Here is a 12,966-nt window from a genome sequence, read left to right on the forward strand (position 1 = left end):
ATGCGATTGAGCGACACCGACCACGACCGCGTCACCGCGGCGGTCACGCAGGCGGAAACCGAGACGACCGGCGAGATCGTCACGATCGTCGCGCGGCAGTCGGATGCGTATCACGACGTGTCGATGCACTGGGGCGTGCTGGCGATGCTGCTGACGCTGGCGCTGCTCGCGTACCACCCGGTCGCGGCGGACCATATCTACGCGCTGGTCGATCCCTGGCAGGCGGCACCGCAGGGTGCGCTGTACGTGGTCGCGCTGGTGCTAGTGACCTTGGTGTTCCTGGCGGTGCGGCTGGTGCTGGCGTGGACGCCGGCGCGGCTCGCGCTGACGCCGGGTGCGACCAAGGCGCGGCGCGTGCGGCGGCGGGCTTTGCTCCTGTTCCGTGCGGGTGCCGAGAAGCGGACCAAGGGCTCGACCGGCGTACTGCTGTACCTGTCGCTGGCCGAGCACCGCGCGGAGATCATCGCCGACGATGCGATCCATTCGCGCGTGCCGAACGAAACCTGGGGCGCAGCTATGGCAGCGGTACTCGCCGGCGTGCGCGACGATCGTCCCGGCGACGGGATGGCGGATGCAGTCGCGCAGATCGGCGCGGTGCTCGCCGAACATTTCCCGCGGACCGGTGCGCCGGTAAACGAACTTCCGGACAGGCTGATCGAACTATGAGCAAGACCGTATGGGCCGGGAAATTCCTGACCGTGCAGACCGAGGGCACGTGGGAATTCGCCGCGCGCCAAGGCGAGATCGCGGCGGCGGTGATCGTCGCGATCGACGACGGCGACGTGATCCTGGTGGAGCAGTTCCGCGTGCCGCTCGGGCGCGCGTGCCTAGAGCTGCCGGCGGGGCTGGTCGGTGACGAGACCGCGGGCGAGAGTGTCGCGGTCGCTGCCGGCCGCGAGCTGGAGGAAGAAACCGGCTACCGCGCGAAGGCAATCGAGGATCTGGGGGTGTTCTATTCGTCGCCCGGGATGACGTCGGAATGCTTCACGCTAGCCCGCGCGACCGGGCTGACGAAGGTGAGCGATGGCGGCGGCGATGGCGACGAGAACATCACCGTGCACCGCGTGGCGCTTGCCGACGTGCCGGCGTTCGTGGCCGAGAAGCGGAAGGCGGGCGTGGCGATCGATACCAAGATGCTGCTGATCCTGGCTGGGTCGATCCTCTAACCAAGACCTGTTTCCCCGCGAAGGCGGGGACCCAGACTGGGCTCCCGCCTTTGCGGGAGAACAAGGAGGTGCGGGAGGGCCTAGCGCCGCTCCCGCGGGCTTACTTGAAGTTGTCGGCGTAGCTCTGCAGCTTCAGCGTCTTCTGCGGCGCCGGCACGACCGTGTAGCCGAACCCCTCGCGCTCGCAGTGCGCGATCGCCGCCTCGGCGGTCGGGAACAGCAGGCGCAGCTGGTCGCGGGTGTCGCCGCTGCCGGCCCATCCGGTGAGCGGGTCGGGGCGCTTGGGCTCCGAAGGTTCGAATTCGAGCTGCCAGGCGTCGGTCCGGTGCTTGCCGGACTGCATGGCGTTCTTGGGGCGCTGAAAGATACGGGCGGTTGGCATGAGACCCCCTTATCGCGAACCGGCGGCCCTTGCATCCGCCTTTTTCGTGCGCAGCGTCGCCGACGCCGCGGCGGGGTCGTCGGGCCACGGATGCTTGGGGTAGCGCCCGCGCATTTCCTTAGCCACCGCGGTCCAGCTGCCCGCCCAGAATCCGGTGAGATCTCGCGTCGTCTGGATCGGACGGCCGGCGGGCGATGTGAGGCTCAGCACTAGCGGTACGCGGGCCTCGCCGATCACCGGGTGGACCGCGAGGCCGAACAGGGCTTGCACGCGGAGTTCGACCCGGGGGCCACCTTCGGCTGCGTAGTCGATCTCGTGTGTGCTGCCGGCGGGGCTGGTGAAATCGGGCGGCGCGAGGCGGTTGATCGTCTGCATCGCGTCCCAGCCGAGCAGGTTGCGCAGCGCTTCGGCAAGCGCGCCGGGGGCGATCGCTTCGAGTCGGCGTTTGCCGGTCAGAAGCGGGGCTAGCCATCCGTCGGCGCGGTCGAGAAGGGTAGCGTCGTCGAGCGGTACGCCGGCATAGGCGGCACGGTCGCGCAGGGCCTGGGCGCCGTCGCTCCACGGTAGCAGCGCAAGGCCGTGCTCGCGGACGCCGTTGATCAGCGCGGCGAGAATCGCGTCAGGGTCCGCGCCGCTGTCGGGGCCGCTGGAAAGACGGATCGCGCCGAGACGACGTTCCCGGAGGGCCTGGATGCCGCCGGTTATGGGGTCGAACGTGACGGTGCGGCGGGAGTCGATGCGGTCGGCGAAGAGGGTTTCGACGGTGGTTTGGTCGATCGCCACGGCGGAGAGAATGCGCGCGCCGGCGGCCGAGCCTTGCGTGTCGGCGACGGCGAGCCATTCCGAGCGGGCGAGTGGCGAGGTCGGGTCGAGCTTGAACCCGCGGCCGCCGACCGAGGCCCAGGTTTCGCCGGATGCATCGCGGCGTCGTGCGACGCGGTCGGGGAAGCCAAGCGCGACACAAATTTCTGCCCCCCTTCCGCTTGCGGGAGGGGAGCCAGGCGCGCCCAGCGATCGGCCATCGCTCTTGCCGCTTGCGCCTTGGCCCCACGTTCGGTTTTCCAGCGGCGGAGGCGGGTTTCCAGGTCGACGTCCTGTCCACCAATACCGCGTTCGCCTAGCAGGACCGCGATTTGTGCCGCTGTGTTTGCCAAGCCCCGCTCCCCCGCTCGCAGGAGCATGTGCGCCAGTCTCGGCGGCATCAGGAGTTTCGCGATCGCGCGGCCATGCGACGTCGGACGACCGTCTTCGATCGCTTCCAGCGTCGTCAGTCGCGCAATCGCCTCGTCGATCGCGGCGGCGGGGGGCGGGTCGATCCAGCGGAGGTCTCGCGGATCGCCGACGCCCCAGAGTGCGCAAGCCAGCACCAGCGCGGACAGGTCCGCCTCCAAGATTTCGGGCGGATCGTAGCGCGGGAGGCCAGCGGTGGCGGCCTCTTCCCACAGGCGGTACGCTATGCCCGGCCCGAGGCGCGCGGCGCGGCCAGCGCGTTGGGTCACCGCGGCTTGGCTCGCGCGTTCCGTTACCAGCCGTGTCATGCCGGCGGCGCGGTCGTACCTCGGGCGTCTGGCGAGGCCGGAGTCGACGACGATGCGGATGCCGTCGAGCGTCAGGCTGGTCTCAGCGATGCTAGTGGCGAGCACGACTTTCCGCCGGCCGTCCGGTTCGGGGAGAATCGCGGCGCGCTGCGCTGCGGGGTCGAGGCTGCCGTGGAGTTCGTGCAGGACAATGCCGTCGGGGAGGTTGGCGAGGCGATCGGCGGTCCGTTCGATCTCCGCAACGCCGGGGAGGAAGGCGAGCACGCCGCCCTCCGCTTCGCCGAGTGCGCGGCGGATCGCGGCGGCGACCGAGTCCTCGATGCGGAGTTCGGCTTGGCGACCGATGTGGCGGAGGGTGAGTGGGTAGCTGCGGCCTTCGCTTTCGATGACGGGGGCGCCGTCCATCAATGCCGCGAACCGCGCACCGTCGAGCGTTGCGGACATCGCGACGATACGGAGGTCGGGGCGGAAACCGGCTTGGACGTCCAGCGCCAGCGCGAGGCCGAAATCGCCGTCGAGGCTGCGTTCGTGGACTTCGTCGAAAAGAACCGCGGACACGCCGGCGAGTTCTGGGTCGGCTTGGATGCGGGCGACGAAGATGCCTTCGGTGATCACCGTGACGCGGGTGGCGGCGGAGCGCTTGCTGTCCATGCGGGTGGCGTAACCGAAGGTCTGGCCGACGGGTTCGCCCGCGGTGGAGGCCATGCGTTCGGCGGCGGCGCGGGCGGCCAAGCGACGGGGGGATAGGAGGAGAATCTCGTCCGTGCACCAGGGTTCGGTGAGGAGGGCCGGCGCTACCGCGGTGGTCTTGCCGGCGCCCGGGGGGGCGACGAGGACTGCCGAAGTTCGATCGCGGAGCTTGGCAAGGAGATCGGGGAGTACGGCTAGGATCGGGAGCGGCGGCGGGGTCATGCGCGCCTGCTGCCACAGTAGCGAAGTTCGCGACAGGTTTTGCTTGGGCAGTCCCTTGGGAAGGTGCGATTTCAAACCAACGATTGCGCGCTTTCGATCCTTCCCCGCCAGGGGGAGGTGGCAGGCGCTTGCCTGACGGAGGGGGCGGTAAGCGACAACCTCAGCTCCGTGTCCTCCCCCTCCGTCACCTTCGGTGCCACTTCCCCCTGGCGGGGGAGGATCGTTCGAGCTCACGGACGTCGATGGCTTACCTACCCGCCAACAGCACCGCCCCGGCGAAGGCCGGGGTCTAATTGGGAAACGGCACTGACTGCTGTTGCGCTCCGTTATTGCCGCCTCTCCGATTGGGCCCCGGCCTCCGCCGGGGTGGTGGGCATATCCGGACGGGCCGGGCACCAGACGAGTTGATCGCTGCCGAACGCGTTGCGACAGCCCGCCCCGCCCCCATCCCACCGAAGGCTGGCAAGCGCCCGCGAACCTGCTAGACGCTGCGGCAGTAATCATGGCGTCCGATCCCTCCCCCACCTCGACGACGGCGACAGGCCGCACTTTCGACCGGCTGCGCGGCAGGGTAGCGCGCGCCTGGGCGAGTCGGTGGACCAAGGCGGCATTGGCGCTGGTGGTACTCGGCTTCGTCGCGATCTTCGCATTCTGGTTCGCGGTTATGCGCGACCTGCCTTCCGTGGATACGTTGCGCACCTATGAGCCACCGCTGCCGACCAACGTGCGCGGGATCGATGGCGCGCCGATCCACAGCTACGCGCGCGAACGGCGCGTGGAACTCAGCTATGCCGAATATCCGCCGCTGCTGGTGAAGGCGTTCCTCGCCGCCGAGGACAAGTCGTTCTTCGAGCATCACGGCGTCGATTATCCCGGCCTCGCCGGCGCGGTGTACGATTATGCGACCAAGCTCGGCACCGGCAAGCGCGCCAAGGGCGGCTCGACGATCACCCAGCAGGTCGCCAAGAACCTGTTGATCGGCAACGCCTATTCGCCGTCGCGCAAACTGCGCGAGGCGGTGCTGGCGTACAAGATCGAGGATACGCTGACCAAGGAGCAGATCCTCGAGCTGTATCTCAACCAGATCGCGCTCGGGCGTAATGCGTTCGGCGTCGAGGCGGCGAGCCATGCGTATTTCGACAAGGAACTCGACCAGCTCGATCTCGCGCAGATGGCGTATCTCGCGATCCTGCCCAAGGGTCCGTCGAACTACGATCCGGTGCGCAACACCGAGAAGGCGATGACGCGGCGCAACTATGTGCTCAACCGTATGCTCGACAACGGCTTCATCACGCGCGCGCAGCATGACCAGGCGAATGCCGAGCCGCTCGGCGCGGTGATGCGCCGCACGCCGAAGTTCGAAAGCGTCGGCGGCTATTTCGTCGAGGAAGTCCGTCGCCAGCTGATGGCGAAATTCGGCGAGAACGCGAAGGACGGCCCGTACAGCGTGTATTCGGGCGGACTGTGGGTGCGGACCTCGTTCGACGCGAAGCTGCAGGATCTCGCGCAGCAAGCCTTGCGTGATGGTCTGGTGCGGTTCGACAGCGGGCGCGGCTGGAACGGGCCGATCCGTCATGTCGAGATCGAGGACGACAACTGGCTCCAGCCGTTGCTCAACAGCAATATCGCGCTCGATTACCGCGATTGGGTCGCGGCGATCGTGACGGCCAAGGACGGCAACGCCTGGAGCCTCGGCTTCCGCACCGGCAAGACCGGCACGCTGCCGCGCTATGCGGCGCAGATGCCGGTGCGCGGCAAGGGCGGCAACGCGTTCGGCGCGATCAAGGTCGGCGACATCATTGCGGTGGCGCCGGACGGTGGCGAATTCTCGCTGCGGGCGATCCCGAAGGTCTCGGGCGCGTTCGTCGTGGAGGAACCCTCGTCAGGCCGCGTGCTGGCGATGCAGGGCGGCTTCGACGACCGGTTGCAAGCGTTCAACCGCGCGACTCAGGCGATGCGCCAGCCGGGTTCGACGATCAAGCCGATCGTCTATTCCGCCGCGCTCGACAATGGCATGACGCCTGCGTCGATCATCATCGACGGGCCATTCTGCGTCTATCAGGGCGCGCGGCTCGGGCAGAAATGCTTCCGCAACTTCGGCAATTCGCGCGGGTCAGGCCCCCACACGATGCGCTGGGGTATCGAGCAGTCGCGCAACCTCATGACGGTGCGCGCCGCCGCGCAGACCGGCATGCCCAAGGTGGTCGCGACGATCAAGAAGATGGGCGTCGGCGATTACGCGCCCTATCTCTCCTACGCGCTCGGCGCCGGCGAGACGACCGTCGGGCGGATGGTCAACGCGTATTCGATCCTGGCCAACAACGGCAAGGGCGGCCCGCCGTCACTGATCGACTTTGTCCAGGATCGCCACGGCAAGGTGATCTGGCCCGAGAACTGGCGGCCGTGCGATCGCTGCAACGCGCCCGACTGGGACGGCAAGCCGATGCCGCGGCCGATCACGCGCCAGCGTCAGGTGCTCGACGCGATGACGGCGTACCAGATGGTCCACATCACAGAAGGCGTCGTCCAGCGCGGCACCGCGGTGACGTTGCGCGATCTCGACCGGCCGATGTTCGGCAAGACCGGCACCAATAATGGCCCGACCGATGTGTGGTTCGTCGGCGGCACGCCGCAGTTCGTCGGCGGGCTGTACATCGGGTTCGACACGCCGAAGAACCTCGGGGGCGCGGCACAGGGCGGCACGCTCGCCGCGCCGATCTTCAAGCAGTTCGCGGTCAAGGCGTATGAGGATCTGCCCAAGCTGCCGTTCCGCGCGCCGGCGGGGATCCGCATGGTCCGGATCGATCGCGGCAGCGGCCGGCCGGTCTATGGCACGTGGCCCGATACGAGCGATCCCAAGCCCGCGGTGATCTGGGAAGCGTTCAAGCCCGAGAGCGAACCGCGGCGTGCCGCGCGACGCTCGGATGCCGCTCCTACTGCTGCCACGACGACCGCGGTGAAGAAGGCCGAAGCCCCGCGCGACAGCGATTTCTTGCAAAGACAAGGCGGAATCTACTAGCGCGCTTATATAGACGTCATCCCGGCGTCCGCCGGAGACCCGCCCCGCTCGCTTGGGACGGTGATCCCGGCCTCCGCTGGGACGACGAAATTTCCCCGGCCTTCGCCGGGGCGGCGGAATTTTTGGAGAATATCATGCGCGCCGAAGCGCAGGCTCACGTAGACACCATCAACGACGCGCTGGCGCTGCTGCGCCGCTTCCTCGACTGGGACCGCGCGCTGCGTCGTCTCGACGAGCTGAACGCGCGCGTCGAGGATCAGGCGCTCTGGTCCGATCCCAAGGCCGCGCAGGAGGTGATGCGCGAGCGTCGTCGTCTCGACGAGGCGATAAGCGCGACGCGCGCGATCCAGAGCGAGCTGTCGGACACGTCTGAGCTGATCGAGATGGCCGAGGCCGAGGGCGATACCGAGATGGAAGCGGACGGCGTTGCGTCGCTCGCCGAACTCGCCGCGCGTGCGGACAAGGACAAGATCAAGGCGTTGCTCGCGGGCGAAGCCGACGCGAACGACACCTATATCGAGGTCAACGCCGGCGCCGGCGGGACCGAAAGCCAGGACTGGGCGGGCATGCTCAGCCGGATGTATTCGCGCTGGGGCGAGCGCCACGGTCTGAAGGTCGAGCTGGTCGACCAGCATTCGGGCGAGCAGGCGGGGATCAAGTCCGCCACGCTGCTGCTCAAGGGCGAGAACGCGTACGGTTACGCGAAGACCGAAAGCGGCGTGCACCGGCTCGTCCGGATCAGCCCCTACGATTCGGCGGCGCGGCGGCACACCTCGTTTGCCAGCGTCTGGGTGTATCCGGTCGTCGACGACAATATCGAGGTCGAATACAACGAGAGCGACCTGCGCATCGACACGTATCGCGCGTCGGGCGCCGGCGGCCAGCACATCAACACGACCGATTCGGCGGTGCGCATCACGCACATCCCGACCGGGATCGTCGTGCAGTGCCAGAACCAGCGTTCGCAGCACAAGAACAAGGCCGAGGCGTACAACCAGCTCCGCGCGCGTCTGTACGAGCGTGAACTGGCGATCCGCGAGACTGCGGCGAATGCCGAGAATGCCGGCAAGACCGATATCGGCTGGGGTCACCAGATCCGCAGCTACGTTCTCCAGCCGTACCAGATGGTGAAGGACCTGCGCACCGGCGTGGTCTCGACCAGCCCGTCGGACGTGCTCGACGGCGACCTCGAGATGTTCATGGCGGCGGCGCTGTCGCAGCGCGTGACCGGCGAGGCCGTCGAGGTGGAGGACGTCGATTGAGCTTGCGGGGTGTCCTTGCCCTGATGGTCCTGCCGATGCTTGCGCTATGCGCGTGTGACGGCAGCAAGCCACTGATCAAGCGCGAGCCCAAGGAACCGGTGTTCCCCGCCGCCGACCGTCCGGTCGCGTCGATCGTCTCGACGCGCTGGTCGAACGAGGAAGCGCGCGACCGGCTGAACGAGGCCGGCGAGGTCATGAACAAGGGCGAGATCCGCAAGGGTATGACGGTCGCGGATATCGGCGCGGGCGAAGGCTATTACACGATCCGTCTCGCGGCGCGCGTCGGCAAGGATGGTCGCGTGCTCGCCGAGGACATCATCCCGGCGGTGCGCGACCAGCTCGCCGAACGCGTCGCGCGCGAGGATCTGGCGAACGTGAGCGTGAAGCTGGGCGAGGCGAACGATCCGAAACTGCCCGAGGCGAGCTTCGACCGGGTGCTGATGGTGCATATGTACCACGAGATCGAGCAGCCGTATGAGTTCCTTTGGCGGTTGCGGCCGTCGCTGAAGCCCGACGGGCTGGTGGTGGTGGTCGATGCGAACCGGCCGACGCAGAACCACGGCACGCCGCCGGCGCTGCTGAAGTGCGAGTTCGCGGCGGTCGGGTATACGCAGGTGGATACCGACGACATGCCCTCTGCGGGCGGGTACATCGCGACGTTCCGCGCTAACGGGCCGCGGCCGGCGCCGGAAGCGATCCGGGCGTGCCGGCTGGGGTGAGCTTTGGTTCGGGCCGTTACCGATCCAGATGCACCACCCCGGCGGAGGCCGGGGCCCAATTGGAAAGGTCGCAGTAACAGCGAACTGCGTGTCGTTGGCAACGTCCCCCAATTGGGCCCCGGCCTTCGCCGGGGTGGTGGAATTGGGAACAAGCGCTCCTCACACCCACGCCAATCCCGCAAACTTGAGAAGCCATCGCCCGCAACCCGACGGCAGCCCACGCTTCCTTGTTCTCCCGCGAAGGCGGGAGCCCAGTCCGGGTCCCCGCCTTCGCGGGGAAACAAGCTTTTGTGTCGTCAACTAGCAGACGCCCCCCATCTCGGTGATGTCCGCCACAGGTTCGATAGGAATCGATGCGACAAGTCAGACGATCCCCATCGCTCGCAAACTCGTCACCTCGTCCCCCGCGATCACCAGGTGATCGATCAAAACCACTTCCAACGTCCGCAACCCAACGGCCAGTGCCCGCGTGAACGCCACATCGCGCGCACTCGGCGTAGCATCCCCGCTCGGATGGTTGTGCGCGATGATCACCCCGTAAGCCCCGAACGCCAACGCATCCACCGCGACCGTCCGGATCGGGATCGCCACCTGATCCCGCCCCCCGACGACATGCCGCATCCCGAGAAGCCTCCGATTCGGATCAAGATACGCGACCGCGACTGTCTCTACCGTGGCATCACGTAAGCCAGCGAACAGCGCGCGCGCCGTCTTGAGGTCGGTGATACGAGGGGATGGTACGGGTGGCGGCGGCACATACCCGACTGCGTCGGCGCGCGGGCGGCTGCACGCGCAACCGCGTCCACATCGGCTTGAGCCGCCGCCACTACGCCGCTACGCCCCCCGCATGCGCCAATATCTAGACCTCATGGACCGCGTGCTCTCGACCGGCGTCGAGACGATGGACCGCACCGGCACCGGCACGCTCAGCGTGTTCGGCGCGCAGATGCGGTTCGATCTCGCGCAGGGCTTCCCCGTGCTCACCACCAAGAAGCTTCACCTTCGCTCGATCATCGTCGAACTTCTGTGGTTCCTCCGCGGCGACACCAACGTCCGCTGGCTGCAAGAGCGTAAAGTCGCGATCTGGGACGAATGGGCGGACGAGGACGGCGATCTCGGCCCGGTCTACGGAAAGCAATGGCGCGACTGGGTTGCTGCGGACGGCCGCCACATCGACCAGATCGCCGAGCTGATCGGCCAGATCAAGACCAACCCCGCCTCGCGCCGCCAGATCGTCAGCGCGTGGAACCCGGGCGACCTTCACGCGATGGCGCTCGCGCCGTGCCACTGCCTCTTCCAGACGCACGTCGCCAACGGCAGGCTCTCGCTCCAGCTCTACCAGCGCTCGGGCGACATCTTCCTCGGCGTGCCGTTCAACATCGCCAGCTACGCGCTGCTCACGCACATCCTCGCGCAGCAATGCGGGCTCGAGGTCGGCGAGTTCATCTGGACCGGCGGCGATTGCCACCTCTATTCGAATCATCTGGAGCAGGCGCAACTGCAACTGACCCGCTCGCCGGGGCCTCTCCCGCGCCTTGAGATTTTGCGGAAGCCGGACTCGATCGACGCGTACGAGTATGAGGATTTCGTCCTCCACGACTACGTCGCGCAGGCGCACATCAAGGCCCCCGTAGCGGTCTGAACAGGGAGCGACCCCGCGGCAGCGCCGCGCGACCGAATCGCAATAGGAACCGCCCGTCCGCTGTGCGGTTCAGATGCGCATGGATATCACACAGCTCATTCTCGACGAACACGCGCAGCAGCGCGCATTGTTCGCTCAGATCGATTCGATCGACGCCACGGACACCGAGGCGCTGTCGGCTCTATGGACTCGCCTCAAGAACCTGCTCGACGCGCATGCCGAGGCCGAGGAGCGCTTCTTCTACCCGCGGCTGATGAAGATCGGCACCGGTGGCAACGATGCCGACTCGGCCGCCGAGGAGACCGAGGACGCGATTGAGGATCACAACGACATTCGCGAGACGGGCGAGGCGGTCGACAAGCACCCGGTCGGCTCGGACGCCTGGTTCGAAGCGGTCGGCGAGTGCAACAAGGCGAACAGCGATCACCTGGCTGAGGAAGAGCGCCAGGGCCTGACCGACTTCCGCAAGCATGCGACGCTGGAGGAACGGCACGAGCTTGGCGTGCGGTTTGCGGCGTTCGAGGCGAATCACCTGAACGGGGTGAAGGTCGTCGAGAAGGATCCCGAGGCGTATGTGAAGGAACACGCGCCGGGTTGAGCCACACGGTTTATCTACCACCCCGGCGAAGGCCGGGGCCCAATTGGAAAGGTCGGAGTAACAGGGCGCGGCGTCCATCAGCAGCGTTTCCCAATTGGGCCCCGGCCTCCGCCGGGGTGGTTGCTCGTTAGGCGGAGTATGCCGACTTAAACGGAAGTGTAGCCCCCCTTCCCTCATTCCGGCATGACCGAAACATGATCACCTTCTACCTCGCCCGCGCTACCAACGGCGTCATCGGCCGTGACGGCCAGCTACCCTGGCGCATCCCCGCCGACCTCAAGCGCTTCAAGGCGCTGACGATGGGCAAGCCGATGGTGATGGGGCGCAAGACGTTCGAGAGCTTCCCGAGCCCCCTCCCCGGCCGCCGACATATCGTTCTCACCCGCGGCGACTGGACGGCTCCAGGCGCCGAGGTCGCGCATTCGGTCGAGGAAGCGCTGGCGATGGCGGGCGATGACGTCGCAGTCATCGGTGGCGCACAGATTTATGCGCAGTTGCTCCCCCATGCGGACCGGATCGAACTGACCGAAGTCCATGACGAACCCGAGGGCGACGCTGTGGTCCCCGCGTTTGAGGGCTGGCACGAAATCGCCCGCGAGGACCACCCAGGCGAACAGCAACGGCCCGCTTTCAGCTTCGTCACCCTCAACCGCGCCTAAGACGTGTTCTCCCGCGAAGGCGGGAGCCCAGGCTGGACTCCCGCCTTCGCGGGAGAACAGGGAGTTGCGGGAGACGACCGCACGGAAGGACTATCGCCTTTCGCGGCGGCTGGTTACTGAACCGCGCATGCAGCGGCTCGACGGCGGCGCGTCCATTCCTTCGCATCTCGCGAACGGGATCGTCGCGCTGGGCAATTTCGATGGATTCCACCTCGGTCACCAGGCGGTGGTCGCGCGCGCGATCGCCTGGGCCAAAGCCGAGGGCCGCCCCGCGCTGGTGGCGACGTTCGATCCCCATCCGGTCCGGCATTTCCGCCCCGACACCGCGCCATTCCGCCTCACCACACTCGACCAGCGCGAGCGGCTGTTCGCGGACGCCGGCGCCGACGCGATGGTGGTGTTCCATTTCGACGGCGATCTTGCCGCGCTGACCGCCGAGGAGTTCATCGCCCAGCGGCTCGAGGACAATCTCCGCATCGGCGGCGTCGTCACCGGCGAGGACTTCACCTTTGGCAAGGGCAAAGCCGGCACCGTCCACACGCTTGCCTCGCGCGGCCCGGTCCACGGGTTCCGCGCGGAGACCGTCGGCGCGGTCGCGCTGAACGGCGAGACCGTCTCGTCCACGCGCATCCGCGACGCCTTGCGCAGCGGCGACATGGCGACCGCGACGCGCCTGCTCACCCGGCCGTTCGCGATCGAGGGCGTGGTGCAGCACGGCGACAAGCTGGGCCGGACGATCGGCTATCCGACCGCCAATCTCGACATGGGCAATTACCTTCGGCCAGCGTACGGGATTTATGCGGCGACCGGGCGGCTGGACGACGGCCGCGTGCTGAAGGGCGCCGCCAACCTCGGCATCCGCCCGAGCTTCGATCCGCCGAAGGAATTGCTGGAGCCGTATTTCTTCGACTTCTCGGAGGATCTGTACGGCCGTCGCGTCGAGGTTTCGCTGGTCGAGTATCTCCGCCCGGAGGCGAAGTTCGACAGTCTCGAAGCGCTGACGACGCAGATGAATGCCGACTGCGCGCGGGCCCGGGCGATCCTCGGTTGACTTCCCCCCTCCCTGAAA

The 12,966-nt window shown here is 67.4% G+C and carries 11 protein-coding genes and 1 pseudogene; 9 read left to right on the forward strand and 3 right to left on the reverse strand.

Annotated elements, in window-relative coordinates; translation table 11 throughout:
* Together J4O76_RS00510 and J4O76_RS00515 are read left to right on the forward strand one after the other, a co-directional pair.
* Complete coding sequence (locus J4O76_RS00510; protein ID WP_426279701.1) at positions 1-666, forward strand: TPM domain-containing protein; 666 nt, start codon at positions 1-3, stop codon at positions 664-666.
* Positions 663-1,166 (forward strand): NUDIX hydrolase, encoded by a 504-nt coding sequence (locus J4O76_RS00515; RefSeq protein ID WP_426279702.1) that lies wholly within the window; start codon positions 663-665, stop codon positions 1,164-1,166. Before J4O76_RS00510 ends, J4O76_RS00515 begins: the two co-directional genes overlap by 4 nt.
* A 100-nt stretch (positions 1,167-1,266) precedes the next feature.
* Here the strand turns inward: J4O76_RS00515 and J4O76_RS00520 are convergent, their stop codons facing one another.
* On the reverse strand, positions 1,267-1,548 hold the full coding sequence (locus J4O76_RS00520; protein WP_056051595.1) for an ETC complex I subunit: 282 nt from the start codon (positions 1,546-1,548) through the stop codon (positions 1,267-1,269).
* A 9-nt stretch (positions 1,549-1,557) separates the two neighbouring features.
* Positions 1,558-3,998, reverse strand: a pseudogene (hrpB, locus tag J4O76_RS00525) (ATP-dependent helicase HrpB).
* 502 nt (positions 3,999-4,500) lie between these two features.
* On the opposite strand from hrpB, the gene J4O76_RS00530 reads away from it, so the two are divergent.
* From J4O76_RS00530 to J4O76_RS00540, 3 genes are all read left to right on the forward strand, one after another.
* Complete coding sequence (locus tag J4O76_RS00530) at positions 4,501-7,017, forward strand: penicillin-binding protein 1A (protein ID WP_426279703.1); 2,517 nt, start codon at positions 4,501-4,503, stop codon at positions 7,015-7,017.
* 134 nt (positions 7,018-7,151) lie between these two features.
* Complete coding sequence (gene prfB / locus J4O76_RS00535; RefSeq protein WP_056065876.1) at positions 7,152-8,279, forward strand: peptide chain release factor 2; 1,128 nt, start codon at positions 7,152-7,154, stop codon at positions 8,277-8,279.
* Positions 8,280-8,302: 23 nt separating this feature from the next.
* The gene (locus tag J4O76_RS00540) at positions 8,303-8,998 is read left to right on the forward strand and encodes a class I SAM-dependent methyltransferase (RefSeq protein ID WP_107954741.1); all 696 of its coding nucleotides are present in this window, start codon (positions 8,303-8,305) and stop codon (positions 8,996-8,998) included.
* 363 nt (positions 8,999-9,361) lie between these two features.
* Here the strand turns inward: J4O76_RS00540 and J4O76_RS00545 are convergent, their stop codons facing one another.
* The gene (locus tag J4O76_RS00545) at positions 9,362-9,754 is read right to left on the reverse strand and encodes a JAB domain-containing protein (RefSeq protein WP_426279704.1); all 393 of its coding nucleotides are present in this window, start codon (positions 9,752-9,754) and stop codon (positions 9,362-9,364) included.
* Between the two features lie 91 nt (positions 9,755-9,845).
* On the opposite strand from J4O76_RS00545, the gene J4O76_RS00550 reads away from it, so the two are divergent.
* The 4 genes from J4O76_RS00550 to J4O76_RS00565 all read left to right on the forward strand — a co-directional run bounded on the left by J4O76_RS00550 (position 9,846) and on the right by J4O76_RS00565 (position 12,948).
* The gene (locus tag J4O76_RS00550; RefSeq protein ID WP_426279705.1) at positions 9,846-10,640 is read left to right on the forward strand and encodes a thymidylate synthase; all 795 of its coding nucleotides are present in this window, start codon (positions 9,846-9,848) and stop codon (positions 10,638-10,640) included.
* Between the two features lie 79 nt (positions 10,641-10,719).
* On the forward strand, positions 10,720-11,238 hold the full coding sequence (locus J4O76_RS00555; RefSeq protein WP_426279706.1) for a hemerythrin domain-containing protein: 519 nt from the start codon (positions 10,720-10,722) through the stop codon (positions 11,236-11,238).
* 194 nt (positions 11,239-11,432) lie between these two features.
* On the forward strand, positions 11,433-11,897 hold the full coding sequence (locus J4O76_RS00560) for a dihydrofolate reductase (RefSeq protein WP_426279707.1): 465 nt from the start codon (positions 11,433-11,435) through the stop codon (positions 11,895-11,897).
* Between the two features lie 127 nt (positions 11,898-12,024).
* Positions 12,025-12,948 (forward strand): bifunctional riboflavin kinase/FAD synthetase, encoded by a 924-nt coding sequence (locus J4O76_RS00565; protein WP_426279708.1) that lies wholly within the window; start codon positions 12,025-12,027, stop codon positions 12,946-12,948.
* The last annotated feature ends 18 nt before the right edge of the window (positions 12,949-12,966 follow it).

The sequence above is a fragment of the Sphingomonas sp. NFX23 genome, from assembly GCF_049887795.1.
GTDB lineage: Bacteria > Pseudomonadota > Alphaproteobacteria > Sphingomonadales > Sphingomonadaceae > Sphingomonas.